15 protein-coding genes are annotated in these 14,884 nt (G+C 70.5%); 6 read left to right on the forward strand and 9 right to left on the reverse strand.

Features of this window, described 5'->3' with window-relative positions:
- Positions 1-6: 6 nt before the first annotated feature.
- The 5 genes from ftsH to dacB all read right to left on the reverse strand — a co-directional run bounded on the left by ftsH (position 7) and on the right by dacB (position 7,091).
- Positions 7-2,052 carry an ATP-dependent zinc metalloprotease FtsH gene (gene ftsH / locus ABEA26_RS10475; protein WP_345591357.1) on the reverse strand — a complete coding sequence of 682 codons (2,046 nt, stop codon included), beginning with the start codon at positions 2,050-2,052 and terminating at the stop codon, positions 7-9.
- Between the two features lie 193 nt (positions 2,053-2,245).
- A complete protein-coding gene (gene hpt / locus ABEA26_RS10480; RefSeq protein WP_226027733.1) occupies positions 2,246-2,785 on the reverse strand; it encodes a hypoxanthine phosphoribosyltransferase in 540 nt (179 codons plus the stop codon).
- Positions 2,786-2,878: 93 nt separating this feature from the next.
- Positions 2,879-3,997, reverse strand: a complete 1,119-nt coding sequence (gene tilS / locus ABEA26_RS10485) for a tRNA lysidine(34) synthetase TilS (protein ID WP_345591309.1) — start codon at positions 3,995-3,997, stop codon at positions 2,879-2,881.
- A gap of 192 nt (positions 3,998-4,189) precedes the next feature.
- Positions 4,190-5,317, reverse strand: a complete 1,128-nt coding sequence (locus tag ABEA26_RS10490) for a zinc-dependent metalloprotease (RefSeq protein WP_345591311.1) — start codon at positions 5,315-5,317, stop codon at positions 4,190-4,192.
- 178 nt (positions 5,318-5,495) lie between these two features.
- Positions 5,496-7,091, reverse strand: a complete 1,596-nt coding sequence (gene dacB / locus ABEA26_RS10495) for a D-alanyl-D-alanine carboxypeptidase/D-alanyl-D-alanine endopeptidase (RefSeq protein ID WP_345591313.1) — start codon at positions 7,089-7,091, stop codon at positions 5,496-5,498.
- Positions 7,092-7,170: 79 nt separating this feature from the next.
- Between dacB and ABEA26_RS10500 the strand changes: the two genes are divergently transcribed.
- On the forward strand, positions 7,171-7,662 hold the full coding sequence (locus tag ABEA26_RS10500; RefSeq protein WP_007452023.1) for an inorganic diphosphatase: 492 nt from the start codon (positions 7,171-7,173) through the stop codon (positions 7,660-7,662).
- A gap of 123 nt (positions 7,663-7,785) precedes the next feature.
- Positions 7,786-9,492 (forward strand): threonine/serine exporter family protein, encoded by a 1,707-nt coding sequence (locus ABEA26_RS10505; protein ID WP_345591314.1) that lies wholly within the window; start codon positions 7,786-7,788, stop codon positions 9,490-9,492.
- Positions 9,493-9,635: 143 nt separating this feature from the next.
- On the opposite strand, the gene ABEA26_RS10510 is transcribed toward ABEA26_RS10505, so the two are convergent.
- Positions 9,636-10,622: a DedA family protein gene (locus ABEA26_RS10510; protein ID WP_345591315.1), complete on the reverse strand. Its 987-nt coding sequence runs from the start codon at positions 10,620-10,622 to the stop codon at positions 9,636-9,638.
- A 134-nt stretch (positions 10,623-10,756) separates the two neighbouring features.
- Between ABEA26_RS10510 and ABEA26_RS10515 the strand changes: the two genes are divergently transcribed.
- Complete coding sequence (locus ABEA26_RS10515) at positions 10,757-11,122, forward strand: YbjQ family protein (protein WP_279564262.1); 366 nt, start codon at positions 10,757-10,759, stop codon at positions 11,120-11,122.
- 31 nt (positions 11,123-11,153) lie between these two features.
- Here the strand turns inward: ABEA26_RS10515 and ABEA26_RS10520 are convergent, their stop codons facing one another.
- Entirely contained in the window at positions 11,154-11,915 is a 762-nt protein-coding gene (locus ABEA26_RS10520; RefSeq protein WP_345591320.1) for a MerR family transcriptional regulator, read from the reverse strand.
- A gap of 256 nt (positions 11,916-12,171) precedes the next feature.
- Here ABEA26_RS10520 and ABEA26_RS10525 point away from each other — a divergent pair, with 256 nt between their 5' ends.
- Entirely contained in the window at positions 12,172-13,011 is an 840-nt protein-coding gene (locus ABEA26_RS10525; protein WP_345591322.1) for a CPBP family intramembrane glutamic endopeptidase, read from the forward strand.
- Positions 13,012-13,122: 111 nt separating this feature from the next.
- Here ABEA26_RS10525 and ABEA26_RS10530 read toward each other — a convergent pair whose 3' ends face one another.
- Together ABEA26_RS10530 and ABEA26_RS10535 are read right to left on the reverse strand one after the other, a co-directional pair.
- Complete coding sequence (locus tag ABEA26_RS10530; RefSeq protein ID WP_345591324.1) at positions 13,123-13,344, reverse strand: DUF397 domain-containing protein; 222 nt, start codon at positions 13,342-13,344, stop codon at positions 13,123-13,125.
- Positions 13,295-14,131: a helix-turn-helix domain-containing protein gene (locus ABEA26_RS10535; RefSeq protein WP_345591326.1), complete on the reverse strand. Its 837-nt coding sequence runs from the start codon at positions 14,129-14,131 to the stop codon at positions 13,295-13,297. The genes ABEA26_RS10530 and ABEA26_RS10535 overlap by 50 nt, the downstream gene beginning before the upstream one ends.
- Before the next feature lie 121 nt (positions 14,132-14,252).
- Here ABEA26_RS10535 and ABEA26_RS10540 point away from each other — a divergent pair, with 121 nt between their 5' ends.
- Both ABEA26_RS10540 and ABEA26_RS10545 read left to right on the forward strand, forming a co-directional pair.
- Positions 14,253-14,576 (forward strand): hypothetical protein, encoded by a 324-nt coding sequence (locus tag ABEA26_RS10540; RefSeq protein WP_345591328.1) that lies wholly within the window; start codon positions 14,253-14,255, stop codon positions 14,574-14,576.
- Complete coding sequence (locus ABEA26_RS10545; protein ID WP_345591330.1) at positions 14,573-14,884, forward strand: hypothetical protein; 312 nt, start codon at positions 14,573-14,575, stop codon at positions 14,882-14,884. The genes ABEA26_RS10540 and ABEA26_RS10545 overlap by 4 nt, the downstream gene beginning before the upstream one ends.

Consider the following 14,884-nt stretch of genomic DNA (forward strand, 5'->3'; position numbering starts at 1 on the left):
GCTGGGTCAGCTCTCCGGGCGGTCCTCCGGGGCTCGTTCCGGAGCCGGGGCCGGGGCCGGCTCCGGCGTGGCGCTCTTGGTGGTGGAGATCGCCGCCGTCGCGCCGTTCGCTCCGTTCGTCAGGGCGAGCTCCTTCGGGGAGAGCACCGGCGGACGGGTCGAGGGTGTGCGGCGGGAGGAACCGGTCCAGGCGGGCCGGGCCGGGCGCCTGACGATCTGGGAGAAGACCTCGGCGATCTCCTCCTTGCCGAGCGTCTCCTTCTCCAGCAGGGCGAGGACGAGGTTGTCGAGGACGTCGCGGTTCTCGACCAGGATCTCCCAGGCCTCGTTGTGCGCCGTCTCGATGAGCTTCTTGACCTCTTCGTCGACCAGCGCGGCGACCTCTTCCGAGTAGTCGCGCTGGTGCCCCATCTCGCGTCCCAGGAACGGCTCGGAGTTGTCGCCACCGAACTTGATCGCACCGAGGCGCTCGGTCATGCCGTACTGGGTGACCATCGCGCGGGCCACGCTGGTGGCCTTCTCGATGTCGTTGGCGGCACCGGTCGTCGGGTCGTGGAAGACCAGTTCCTCGGCCGCGCGGCCGCCCAGCATGTAGGCGAGCTGGTCGAGCATCTCGTTGCGCGTGGTCGAGTACTTGTCCTCGTCCGGGAGCACCATCGTGTAACCGAGGGCCCGGCCTCTGGACAGGATCGTGATCTTGTGGACCGGGTCGGAGTTCGGTGAGGCCGCCGCGACCAGGGCGTGTCCGCCCTCGTGGTACGCGGTGATCTTCTTCTCCTTGTCCGACATGATCCGGGTCCGCTTCTGCGGGCCCGCGACCACACGGTCGATCGCCTCGTCCAGCATGTGGTTGTCGACCAGCTTCTGGTTGCTGCGGGCCGTCAGCAGCGCGGCCTCGTTCAGCACGTTGGCCAGGTCGGCACCGGTCATGCCGGGGGTACGGCGGGCGACGGCCGACAGGTCGACGTCGGGAGCGACCGGCTTGCCCTTCTGGTGGACCTTGAGGATCTCCAGACGGCCCTGCATGTCCGGACGGTCGACGGCGATCTGCCGGTCGAAGCGGCCGGGGCGCAGCAGCGCCGGGTCGAGGATGTCCGGACGGTTCGTCGCGGCGATCAGGATCACGCCGCCCTTCACGTCGAAGCCGTCCATCTCGACGAGCAGCTGGTTCAGGGTCTGCTCGCGCTCGTCGTGACCGCCGCCGAGGCCGGCGCCGCGATGGCGGCCGACCGCGTCGATCTCGTCGACGAAGACGATGGCCGGCGCGTTCGCCTTGGCCTGCTCGAACAGGTCACGGACCCGGGAGGCACCGACACCGACGAACATCTCGACGAAATCGGAACCGGAGATCGAGTAGAACGGCACGCCCGCCTCGCCCGCGACGGCACGCGCGAGCAGGGTCTTGCCGGTGCCGGGCGGGCCGTACAGCAGCACGCCCTTGGGGATCTTGGCGCCCACGGCCTGGAACTTGGCCGGCTCCTGCAGGAACTCCTTGATCTCGTGGAGCTCCTCGACGGCCTCGTCCGAACCGGCGACGTCCGAGAACGTCGTCTTCGGGGTGTCCTTGGTGATGAGCTTCGCCTTGGACTTGCCGAAGTTCATGACGCGGGAGCCGCCGCCCTGCATCTGGTTCATCAGGAACAGGAAGATGACCACGATGAGGACGAAGGGAAGCAGGGTGATCAGGAGCCCGACGAACGGGTTCTGCTTCGACGGCGACACCGTGTAGCCGTCGGGGATCTGCTTGTCCTGGTACTTGTTCTGCAGCGTATTGGCGATGTCGACGCCCTGGTCGCCGATGTAGCTCGCCTGGATCTTCGAGCTGTCCTTGACCTTCTCGCCGTCCTTGAGCTGAACCTTGATGTTCTGCTCGTCGCCGGTGGTCAGCTTGGCCGACTCGACCCTGTTGTCGTTGATCGCCTGGACGACCTGGCCGGTGTCCACCGTCTTGTAGCCGCCGGACGAGCCGACGACCTGCATCAACACGACCACGGCAAGGACGGCCAGCACGATCCACATGATTGGCCCACGGAAGTATCGCTTCACGTCCATCCACACGGAGCGGTGGCGCCCCGTCCCTCCTGCCATAGTGAGTTTGATAAGACAGTTCTTCTGACGGTACCCCAGCCCGGCGGCCCTCAGCCGCACGGGACGGTCGGCGCCCCGTCTGCATGCTCAACGGCGCGGGGGCCCCAGGGGTTCCCGGCCGCCCCCGAAACGCCGTGGAACAGGCTACGAGGCCGGGTCAGCCGCCGTAGACGTGGGGCGCGAGCGTACCGACGAACGGAAGGTTCCGGTACTTCTCGGCGTAGTCGAGCCCGTATCCGACGACGAACTCGTTGGGGATGTCGAAACCGACCCACTCCACGTCGATGGCGACCTTCGCGGCGTCGGGCTTGCGCAGCAGGGTGCACACCTTGAGGGAGGCGGGCTCGCGCGAGCCGAGATTGGAGATCAGCCAGGAGAGGGTCAGGCCGGAGTCGATGATGTCCTCGACGATCAGGACGTGCCTGCCCTTGATGTCGGTGTCGAGGTCCTTGAGGATCCGCACCACTCCGGAGGACTGGGTGCCCGCGCCGTAAGAGGACACCGCCATCCAGTCCATCGTGACCGGGGTGGACAGCGTGCGCGCCAGGTCGGCCATGACCATCACGGCGCCCTTGAGGACACCGACGATGAGCAGGTCCTTGCCCGCGTACTCCGCGTCGATCTTCGCGGCCAGCTCGGCCAGCTTCGCGTCGATCTCTTCCTTGGTGATGAGTACCTTCTCGAGGTCGGCACCCATGTCGTTCGCGTCCACCCGCATCACTTTCGGTCGTCCCACCGGCCACTCCGGAGCGCCCGGCGATCCATACGCGGATCGGTGGGAGGGCCGGATTCAGCCTTGCCGAATCACCAGTCTGCCACCCTGCCGCTGGGCGACGACTCTGCCGGGGAGGTTGATGGCCCCCTGACCGCGCCAGCCGGTGATCAGCCGGTCGACTTCCTCGATGTGGCGGGCGAACAGCGCGCCGGCCGGAGCGCCCGCGTCGATGGCGGCGCGGCGCAGGATCCGGCGGCGTACGGCGGGCGGGAGGGCGTAGAGCTTGGCGCACTCCAGTACGCCCGTGGCGTCGCGGACGCCGGGCTCGGCCTGGCGGGCCCAGGTGTCGAGGGCGTCGGCGTCGTCCCGGGAGAGTTGGGCCGTACGGGCGAGGGCCTCGACGACGCCCTTGCCGAGCGCCTTCTCCAGGGCGGGCAGGCCCTCGTGGCGCAGCCGGGAACGCGTGTACGCCGGGTCGGCGTTGTGCGGATCGTCCCAGACGGGCAGGGACTGGACCATGCAGGCCTTGCGGGCGGTCTGCCGGTCGACCTGGAGGAAGGGGCGCCGGTAACGGCCGCCGGCCCCCGAGACCGCGGCCATGCCCGACAGGGAGCGGATGCCGGAGCCGCGGGCGAGGCCCAGCAGGACGGTCTCGGCCTGGTCGTCACGGGTGTGGCCGAGCAGGACGGCGGCGGCGCCGTGGCGGGCGGCGGCGGCGTCCAGGGCGGCGTAGCGGGCGTCGCGGGCCGCGGCCTCGGGCCCTCCCCCGCGGCCGACGGTGACGGCGGTGGCCTCGACGGGGTCCAGGCCGAGCTCGCGCAGGCGCAGGACGACCTCTTCGGCGCGCAGGTCCGAGCCGTTCTGCAGGCCGTGGTCGACGGTGACGCCGCCGGCGCGGACACCGAGCCGGGGAGCCTCGAAGGCGAGGGCGGAGGCGAGCGCCATCGAGTCCGCGCCGCCGGAGCAGGCCACGAGCACGAGCGGGGACGTCGGAAGCCCGGCCGCGCGGTCTGCCGCGCGGTGGTGTGCGGGACCGGCCGCGCGATCGACCGCCCGGTTGTGCGCGGGACCGGGCGCGGGGTCGGCGGCCGTCGCGGCGGGAACGCCGGCCGCGGTGTTCGGTTCGGTGAGGATGTCGTGGAGGACGCGGCGGACCGCCAGGCGTATCGCCGCGACCGCAGGATGGGGACCCATGTCCGGTGCCCTTCATGAAGTTTTCGGGGGTGAGCCCGAGATCCGGTCACGCAGAGTACGTAGATGGTGACAGAAACGGGCCGTTCCCTGAGCATCGCACGCCTGCCGAGGCCCCACGGTCCCTCGGACGGGTGATTGGAGGGGCGTTCGACTGCCGTCGACCGGATTCGTTTCACGCCCTGCCCGCGGAGCTCACGACTCCGGTTTGCGGTGCACCCGTGCGATCCAGTCCGCCGGTTTGGCGATCTCCGACTTGGTGGGGAGGGTGTTGGGCGAGGTCCACACCCGGTTGAAGCCGTCCATGCCGCACTCGTCGACGACGGCCCGCACGAAGCGTTCGCCGTCCCGGTACTGACGGAGCTTGGCGTCCAGTCCGAGCAGCTTGCGCAGCGCCAGGTCGAGGCGGGAGGCGCCCTTGGCGCGGCGCTGCTGGAACTTCTCGCGGATCTCCCCGACGCTCGGCACGATCGCCGGGCCGACCCCGTCCATCACGAAGTCGGCGTGGCCCTCCAGCAGGGACATCACGGCGGTGAGACGGCCGAGGACCTCCCGCTGGGCCGGCGTCTGCACCAGCTCGACCAGGGACCTGCCGCCGTCGTCCTCCTCCGCCTCGGGCCGGCCGCCGGCCAGCGTCTGGGCGGCCTCGCGGACCCGCTCCAGCAGGGTCGTGGGATCGACGTCGGTCTCCGCGAGGAACGACTGGATCTCGCCCTCCAGGTGGTCGCGCAGCCAGGGCACCGCGGTGAACTGCGTGCGGTGCGTCTCCTCGTGCAGACACACCCAGAGACGGAAGTCGTGGGGGTCGACGTCCAGTTCGCGCTCGACGTGCACGATGTTCGGTGCGACCAGCAGCAGCCGGCCGCCGCCGTTCGCACCGGCGGGCAGTTCCCGGGTGGCCGGGGCGAAGGTCTCGTACTGGCCGAGGACGCGGGAGGACATGAACGACAGCAGCATGCCCAGCTCCACGCCGGTGACCTTGCCGCCGACGGCGCCGAGGACCGCGTTGCCGGCGCCGCTGCCGCGCCGCTCCTGCATCTTCTCCAGCAGGGGGCCCAGGATCTCCCGGAACCCGGCGACGTTCGCCCGGACCCATCCGGGGCGGTCGACGACGAGGACGGGGGTGTCGTGGGCCTCCTCGGTGGCCATCCGGGTGAAGCCCCGGACGTGCCCCTCCGAGGCCTTGGCATGGCGGCGAAGTTCCGCGACGACGGCCCTGGCCTCGTCGCGGCTCACTTCGGGGCCCGGCCGTACGAGCCGGGTCGCGGTCGCCACCGCGAGATTCCAGTCGACCATGCCGGAAGATGCGCCGATGCTCGTCATGCGTCAACGGTACGTGAGCGCTGCCGTCGGGGGCAGGCTGTGGCGGGCGGTGGGGTGGCCGATGCCCTGTGGGAGACCGGTGTTGGTCCCGGGTGGGGGCGGGTGCACGGCCCGGTGCCGCAAGGCGCCTCCGGCGGAGGGAGACCCCTCGTCGGGGCGCCCGCACGGCTGCCCCCGGCTACGTCGTCAGAGTCGTCGCCAAGCGGTCCAAGGCCGCCTCGGCCGCCCACGCGTCCGTCGTGTCGCCGGCCAGGAAGGCGAAGGCCAGGAGGCGGCCGTCGGCGGAGACCGTGGTGCCGGCGAGGGTGTTGACGCCCGTCAGGGTGCCGGTCTTGGCGCGTACGAGGCCGGCCGTGCCGTCCGTGTAGCGGCCGGCCAGCGTGCCGGTGAAGCCGGCGACGGGGAGGCCGGTGAGGACCGGGCGGAGCTCGGGGCGGGCCGGGTCGGCCGCCTTCGCCAGCATCGCGGTGAGCAGGTCGGCGGTGATCCGGTCGGTGCGGTCCAGGCCGCTGCCGTCGTGGAACCGCGAGCCGTGCACGGGCAGGCCGAGCTGGGCCAGGCGGGCCGGGACGGCGGCGGACACACCGTCGAAGTCGGCGGGTTCACCGGTCGCCAGGGCGGTGTGGCGGACCAGCGCCTCGGCGAGGTCGTTGTCGCTGTGGGTCATCATGCGCTCGACCAGGGCCGACAGCGGGGGCGAGGAGACGGTGGCGAGGGTGTCGGCGCGGTCGGTCGCCTTTGAGGGGCCGGGGTTCGACGCGGTGATGCCGTATTTCCCCAGGAAGTCCGCGAAGGCGCGGGCGGCGTCGGCGGCCGGGTCGGGCACGCGCGGGACGGGGCCGCTGGTGGAGTCGTCGGTGCGGCCCTCGTCGGCCATCAGGGCGGTGACGGAAGCGAGGTTCTCGTTCACCCCTATCGGGTGCGCCTCATCACCGGCGTAGAGCGTCGTGTCGTACGACAGCGTCACCTCGCGCACGTCCCGCTTCTTCAGGGCGGTGGCCGTCCGCTCGGCGAGGACGCGCAGGCTGGCGAGGCCCCGGGCGTCCTCGCGCGCGGTGAGGGTGGGGTCGCCGCCGCCGATCAGGACGAGTTCGCCGGTGCCTGCCTCCAGGGCCGTGCGGGTGGTGAGGCGGTGGTCGGCGCCGAGAGCGGTGAGGGCCGCGACGCCGGTGGCGATCTTGGTGGTGGAGGCGGGGGTGAGGGGGACGTCGGCGCCGAGGGCGTAGAGGCGCTTGCCGGTGGTGAGGTCGACGACGGCCGCCGCGGGGCGGGGGCCGAGCGCCGGGTCGTCCATCAGGGGCCCGAGGACGTCGGAGAGGTCCGTGCCGTCCGGGGCCGCCTCGGCTCCGCCCGGCACCTCGCCGGCGGCCCCGCCGAGGCCGGCCAGGACGGAGGCGGCACTCGGCGCGGGGCGAGGCGCCCCGAGCGCCGTACCGGAACCCCCGGATCCGCGATCGTGATCTACGCCACCCGTGTGCTCCAGTGCGACGGCCCGGTCCCGCTCGGCCGTACGCTGACCCGTGGAGTCCCAGGGGCCGGCGGCGGTCACCACACCGGCGGCCAGTGCCAGCCCGGCGGTGGCGGCACCGGCGGTGTACTGCCAGGTCTTCGGCCTCGTGACCCGCGCGAACTGCGGCGCCGCGGCTCGTGCGAACCGTGCGAGAGGCGGTCCGGCGGCCCGCGCGGCGCGTGCGAAACGCGGTCGTACGGCGCCCGCGGCCCGCACCACGTGCGGTCTCGCGGCCCGCCAAGGCCTCAGCTCTGGCACTATCACCAGCCCCTTTCGCGATCACCCACCTGCGTGAGGGACACTTAACCACCAGAACTATGTGCTGATCATGGAGGAGCGTCCGGTGGAGTTCGACGTCACGATCGAGATCCCGAAGGGTTCGCGGAACAAGTACGAGGTGGACCACGAGACCGGTCGTATCCGCCTGGACCGCCGCCTCTTCACCTCGACCGCCTACCCGACCGACTACGGCTTCGTCGAGAACACCCTCGGCGAGGACGGTGACCCGCTCGACGCGCTGGTCATCCTGGACGAGCCGACCTTCCCGGGCTGCCTCATCCGCTGCCGCGCGATCGGCATGTTCCGGATGACGGACGAGGCCGGCGGCGACGACAAGCTGCTGTGCGTCCCGTCGACCGACCCGCGTGTGGAGCACCTGCGTGACATCCACCACGTGTCGGAGTTCGACCGCCTGGAGATCCAGCACTTCTTCGAGGTCTACAAGGACCTGGAGCCCGGCAAGTCCGTCGAGGGCGCCGACTGGGTCGGCCGCACCGACGCCGAGGCCGAGATCGAGCGGTCCTACAAGCGCTTCAAGGACCAGGGCGGCCACTGATCACTGATCGGGAACCACACCCGTAACGGGCCGCACGCGTGAGGCGTGCGGCCCGTTCACGTTTGGGTACGCATACTGAGGGCTACAGGCAGGAGGGTGTTCGGAACAGGGAGCGTTGCGCAGGTGACGGAGGCGGAGGACCGCAAGCCGCAGTCGGACGAGGCCCACAGTGCCTTCCGGCCGCCCGGCTCAGTGGGGGCGTCGATCGAGGGCGAGTCGTCGACGACGTCCGAGTTCGAGATCCCGCAGGGACTGGCCGTCCCGCGGCCCGCCGGCACGGAGGCCGAGACGACCTCGGAGTTCACGCTGCCCGAAGGGCTGGATGTGACTCCGGCCCCGTCCGCGGAGGGCGAGGGATCGGCGTTCATCCTGCCGAGTACCTACCACGCCTGGACCGCGGCCGCGTTCACGCCGGCGAGCGGCTTCCCCGCGGTGAAGCTCACCGACGTGCCCTGGCAGGACCGGATGCGCACGATGCTGCGCATGCCGGTGGCCGAGCGGCCGGCACCCGAGACGGCGCAGCGGCACGACGACGAGACCGGCCCCGCCGTGCCGCGCGTGCTCGACCTGACCCTGCGTATCGGGGAACTGCTGCTGGCGGGCGGTGAGGGCGCCGAGGACGTGGAGGCGGCGATGTTCGCCGTGTGCCGCTCCTACGGTCTGGACCGCTGCGAGCCGAACGTCACCTTCACCCTGCTGTCGATCTCCCATCAGCCGTCCCTGGTCGAGGACCCGGTCACGGCGTCGCGGACGGTACGCCGCCGGGGCACCGACTACACGCGGCTCGCGGCCGTATTCCACCTGGTGGACGACCTCAGCGACCCGGACACGACCATCTCCCTGGAGGAGGCCTACCGGCGCCTCGCGGAGATGCGCCGCAACCGGCACCCGTACCCCACCTGGGTGCTGACCACGGCGAGCGGGCTGCTCGCGGGCGCGGCGTCGGTACTGGTGGGCGGTGGGCCGACGGTGTTCGTCGCGGCCATGCTCGGCTCGATGCTCGGTGACCGGCTGGCCTGGCTGTGCGCCGGGCGCGGGCTGCCGGAGTTCTACCAGTTCGCGGTGGCCGCGATGCCGCCGGCCGCGATGGGGATCATGCTGACGCTGGTCCACGTCGACGTGAAGGCGTCCGCGGTGATCACGGGTGGCCTGTTCGCCCTGCTGCCGGGACGGGCCCTGGTGGCGGGGGTGCAGGACGGGCTGACCGGCTTCTACATCACCGCGTCCGCGCGCCTGCTCGAGGTCATGTACTTCTTCGTCAGCATCGTCGCCGGGGTGCTGATCGTGCTGTACTTCGGCGTCCAGCTGGGCGCCGAGCTCAATCCGGACGCCCAGCTGGGCACGGGCGACGAGCCCCTCGTCCAGATCGGCGCGGCGATGCTGCTGTCGCTGGCCTTCGCGATCCTGCTCCAGCAGGAACGTTCCACCGTGTTGGCGGTCACCCTGAACGGGGGCGTCGCCTGGATCGTGTACGGCGCGATGCACATCGCCGGCGGCATCTCGCCGGTGGCGTCCACGGCCGCCGCGGCAGGGCTGGTGGGCCTGTTCGGGCAGCTCATGTCCCGGTACCGGTTCGCGTCGGCGCTGCCGTACACGACCGCGGCGATCGGGCCACTGCTGCCCGGTTCGGCGACGTACTTCGGGCTGCTGGCGATCGCGCAGAGCAAGGTCGACAAGGGGCTGGTGTCCCTGTCGACGGCCGTGGCCCTCGCCATGGCCATCGCCATCGGGGTGAACCTCGGTGGGGAGATCTCGCGGCTGTTCCTGAGAGTGCCGGGCGCGGCGAGCGCCGCCGGCAGGCGGGCGGCGAAGCGGACCCGTGGCTTCTAGCCGGCCTCGGCGGCCGTGGACGCCCGAGGGGGGCGGGTGCGCGGTACGACGACGCGTGCGGACGCGTCGTGGCGTCGTGGCTGATCACCGCCCACGTGGCGGGGCCGCACGTCGGTACGGCCCCGCGAACCCGGGGCGTCGGTTCAGCGGCCCTGGTTGTACGGGTTCTGGTCGCCGTACTGCTGGGGCTGGTCGCCGTAAGGCTGCTGACCGTAGTTCTGCGGGTACTGCTGGGTGTACGGCTGCTGCTGGGTGTATGGCGGCTGCTGGGCCGACGGCTGCTGCTGGGCCGGCGGCGGCTGCTGGCCGTAGGCCTGGTTGCCGTATCCCTGGCCGTACGACTGCTGGGGCTGGTGCGGCGGCGGCTGGTGCTGCGGCTGCTGGACCGGGTGCGGGTCCACGCGGCGGAGCTGGGTCGTGGCATCGTCCAGGACCGGGTACTGCTGCTGGAACGGCGACGCCGATGGTGTCGGCATCGGCTGCGGCTCGGTCGGCCCGGCCACGGCGGCGCGCTTCTTCTTGCCCCGCTCGCGGAGGTACTCGATGGCGATCGGGACGACCGAGAGCACGACGATCAGGACGAGGATCGGCTCGACGTTGGTCCGGATGAACTCGATCTGGCCGAGCCAGTAGCCCGCGAGGGTGACACCGGAGCCCCAGGCCACGCCACCGATGATGTTGTACGTGAGGAAGGTGCGGTACTGCATGCGGCCGGCGCCCGCCACGATGGGGGCGAAGGTGCGCACGATCGGCACGAAGCGGGCCAGGACGATCGCCTTGGGACCGTACTTCTCCATGAACTCGTGGGCCTTGTCCAGGTTCTCCCGCTTGAAGAGCTTGGAGTTCGGACGGCTGAAGAGCTTGGGACCGAAGAACTTGCCGATCATGTAGCCCACTTGGTCACCGATGACGGCGGCCAGCACGATCAGGGTGCACACCAGCCACAGCGGCTGCGTGATGTAACTGCCCTCGGCCACGAAGAGACCCGCCGTGAACAGCAGCGAGTCGCCGGGCAGGAAGGCGAAGAGTCCGGACTCGGCGAAGACGATGAGCAGGATGCCCGGTAGAGCGAAGGTCTCGATCAGATAGTCCGGGCTGAGCCACTCGGGGCCGAGCGCAAGCGTGGTCACGGGATTGTGGCTCCTGCTGCTGGGGGAGACGGGCTGGACCTGGCTGCCCAAACGTACAACGCGGCCGTGGCGGTCCAGGTTCCACGGGGGTCCTCGGGGTGCACTGTGCGCTCCCCGGGGGAAACCTGAGAACCATGGGTATTGAAGAATACGGCGGCGGCCAGGGCCCGCAGCCCGAAGTGCTCGTCGTCACCACGAACGACCTGCCGGGCCACCGCGTGCAGGAGGTGCTCGGGGAGGTCTTCGGACTGACCGTGCGCTCCCGGCACCTGGGGAGCCAGATCGGTGCCGGGCTGAAGTCGCTGGTCGGCGGTGAGCTGCGCGGTCTCACCAAGACGCTGGTCGAGACCCGTAACCAGGCCATGGACCGGCTCGTCGAGCAGGCACGCGCGCGGGGTGCCAACGCGGTACTCGCCTTCCGCTTCGACGTGACGGAGGCGGCGGACGTGGGCACCGAGGTGTGCGCGTACGGGACGGCGGTGGTCGTGGCCCGGGAGTGATCCGGAGCGTCCCGGGCCACGACCACCAAAATCAGGAGGTGTGCCGGGCGGCGTTGGCGAGGATCGCGTCGCGCAGGTAGACGGCGAAGCCCGGCCGGGCCGCGTCGAGGTTCTGCGTGAAACGCTCGTCCGACACGTACATCTCGCCCAGGCAGGTGTGCATCTCGTACCCGCAGTCGTAGTGATTGCGGGCGATCCCCAGCCGGTGGTCCTCGGCGGCGTCCATGGCCGCCTCGGAGCCGGCGGACTCACCCGCCTCCATCAGGGCGACGAAGCGCCGGGTGAGCTCGTCGGTCTCGTTCTGGATGCGCTGCCAGTCCTCCTTGGTGTACGAGGCGGTCTTCTGCTGCGACTGGCGGTACGCGTCGGTGTCGCCCCAGCGTTCGCGCACCTCCTCCTGGTGCTCGTCGGGGTCGAAGTCGCCGAAGACCTCGAACTTCTCCTCGGGCGTGAGGTTGATGCCCATGCTGTGTGCCTCCATGGCGTGCTCCACGGCCGCCGCCATCTTCTCCAGCTTCTCGATCCGGGCGGTCAGCAGCTCGTGCTGGCGGCGCAGGTGCGCGCGCGGGTCCGCGGCCGGATCGTCGAGCAGGGCGGCGACCTCGTCGAGCGGGAAGCCGAGCTCTCGGTAGAACAGGATCTGCTGCAACCGGTCGAGGTCGGCGTCGCCGTACCGCCGGTGGCCCGCGTGGCTGCGCTCGCTGGGTACGAGCAGACCGATGTCGTCGTAGTGGTGCAGGGTGCGCACCGTCACTCCGGCGAAGCCGGCGACCTGTCCCACGGAGTAGCTCACTTCCGCTCCCTTCTCTGACGCCCTCCACGCTGCCGCCTCACGTGACGTGAGGTGCAAGTCCGATGCGGTCCCGGGTGCCGGACCGTGTACGCCCCGCCTTGCGCGGCGTCCGGCGCCGGTGACTCCCGTGTCCCCCATGTCCCCCGTCGGAGCTACTCGGAGCTGTCCACCCAGGGGTGATTCGCAGACGTCGCCGCTCTCGTAGCGTTCTTGGCAGGTCGCGGAAGGCGCCCGGCCGATCCATACGGAGGTCACCATGAGTACCACGCGCACCGCGTCCCCCCAGCCCACACTCCAGAAGGGCGGCCGCTTCCTCCGGTCTCCCCTCGGCTGGATGCTGACCGGGATAGTGGGTGTGGGCCTGGCGTCCAGCCTGGTCGCGGCGGGTGGAGTGGTCGCCGTCGTGGGTGCGGTCGTGGCGGTTGTCGTCTACTGGGCGGTCATGCGCCACCTCGCCCGGCGGGACGTACCGGAGATCGCCAGGTCGGGGGCCGTGACCCAGACGTTGTTCGGTGTCGCGATCGGCTTCGCTCTCATCACCGTGTCGATGCTCACGCTCCTCACCGAGTTCTCGTTCGACGAACGGCCCGGTAACGGCCTGTCGATCGTGGCGAGCATGGCCGCGATACAGGTCGGCGCCGCCGTGACCGAGGAACTGCTCTTCCGCGGCCTCGCCCTCCAGGCACTGGAGAAGCTGTGCGGCAGCTGGGCGGCTCTGGCGATCACCGCGGCACTGTTCGGCGGACTGCACGCGGCCAACCCGGGCGCCACGCTGTGGAGTTCGACCGCGATCGCCATCGAGGCCGGCATCCTCCTCGGTGCCGCGTTCCTGTGGACGCGCAACATCTGGTTCGTCGTGGGCCTGCACTTCGCCTGGAACACCGGCCTGGGCCTGATCGGCATCCCCGTCTCCGGCCACGCCTCGGAGGGCCTGATGATCACCACTCCGACCGGCCCCGACCTGGTGACCGGCGGAGACTTCGGCCTCGAGGCGTCGATCGTGCCCGTCATCATCAGCGTGCTGATCGCGATCCCCATGCTCATCGCCGCCCACCGGCGCGGCAACCTGGTCCCCATGCGCCGCGGACACCGCTGACACCCGGTGCCCGCCGACCACGAGATCTCGCCCCGCTCGCCCTACGAGCGGTGGCGAGATTCTCGTACGCTCCGCGCTGGAGCGGACGCGTGCTCGTAAGTCAGCGGGCGGTCAGGAGGGAAAGCCGCCGCTCCCGACCGCCGTGACGAACCTCGACCACGCGGACGCCGGGACGATCACGGCGGGTCCGTGGGGATTCTTCGAGTCGCGTACGGGGACGCCCCGGCGGTGGCCGTCGAGGACTTCGAGGCAGCTGCCGCCCTGGTCGTTGCTGTAGGAGGACTTACGCCACCCCGCCAGCGCTGCCGTGCTCGGTATGACTCGGTCGGTCATGACGTTCGCAGTCCCTTGCTGTCGCCCTGAGCAGAGCCAGGGATTCCTTCAGAGGCAGGGCATTGCCCAGCGCGAAATCGTAGCGATGCTGAATTTCCTGGACGATGGACGGGGAGTCATGTACCCGTCCCATCCACAGGCCTTCACCGTAGGCCACCGGCGGCTGGTCCTCGAACCACATCAGCGTGAGCATATTGCTCAGCAGTGGGTGAACTCCCAGGGCAAACGGCAGGACGTGCACCTGGATCCGCCCGCTCTCGGCAAGACGCACAAGGTGACTGAGCTGCTCAGCCATAACACCTGGCCCGCCGATCCGGCGCCGCAGCACTCCCTCGTCCAGCAGCGCCCACACTACGGGCGTCACCCGATCGTCCAGGACCTTCGCCCGTTCCAGGCGTGTGACAACGAGCCTGTCACATTCCTCTTCACTCACCGGAGGGAACGACGTGCTCAGAACCGCACGCGCGTACCTTTCGGTCTGAAGGATGCCCGGGACGAACGACAGCGCGAACTCCCGGATCATCACCGCCTGTTGTTCGAGCAGGCGGGCTGACTCGAAGTAGTCCGCAACGGCCGCCTCCTCCTGCGGCAGAAACCGGCTCAGCACATTCCCCGTGCCCAGCGCGTTGTCCAGGCGCCGCGCGTCCTCCCGCGACGGCACCCGGCGTCCCGCCTCGATGTGCGCGATGTGCGTTCGAGTCATGACCGCCGCCTCGGCCAACTGCTGTTGCGTCAGCCCCGCCGCTTCGCGCTGTTCCTTGAGCCACTCGCCGTAGTTGGTGCCCACGAGATCAACTCCTCCGTGACAAATGCTCTGTCACCTACAACCCCCTGGTGAGCCTAGTCCGGGGCGTTTCACTCTGTATGTCGATCGCTACAGACCGCGACATCGATCACGGAGTCATGCCATGCTCGGCCTCATCGCCCGCCTTTTCGAACCGCTGCTCAGCCTTGTCGCCCCTGGTACGGGACGACGTCGCCTCGACGCACGGGACGGATACGACCCTTCGCCCCCGCCCACCGAAGGACCGCTCCCGCACCGGTTCGGCGCACGTCCTCTTCGCGGCGAGGACCACAACCTCGTTCGCCCCTACGTCATCGCGCACGAGCGCCGAGAGCAGGAACGGCGCCGACAAGCCCGGCGCCGCTCCCTGTTGATCGCCCCGCAGGGCGTCGGCATCCGCCTCCACCCGCACTCGCACCCGACTCACGCCCTGGGGCTGACCGCATGACACACCACGCCCTCACCCCTGCCCGACTCCTGCCCTGGACCGGCCCCGAAGGCAAGCCCTGCTACCTCCTGACCGACGGCAGCGGTCGCCTCTCCCGGGCCGCCGACACCGTCGAGAGCGTCCAGCTCGACATGGCCGGCGACCTCCTCGACCACGTGGCCGACATGCTGGACGACCCGGACGTGACGTCCGGCCAGCTCCGCTACGTCCTTGCCCGCATGAGCGAGGCCCTGACCGACGTGAAGCGGATCGCGGAGAGCAGAGGTGCCCGTCTCCTCGCGCATGCGGACGGCAGGGCGGGTCGCTGA

The organism is Streptomyces marokkonensis, assembly GCF_039539045.1.
In the GTDB taxonomy this organism is placed as follows: Bacteria; Actinomycetota; Actinomycetes; order Streptomycetales; family Streptomycetaceae; genus Streptomyces; species Streptomyces marokkonensis.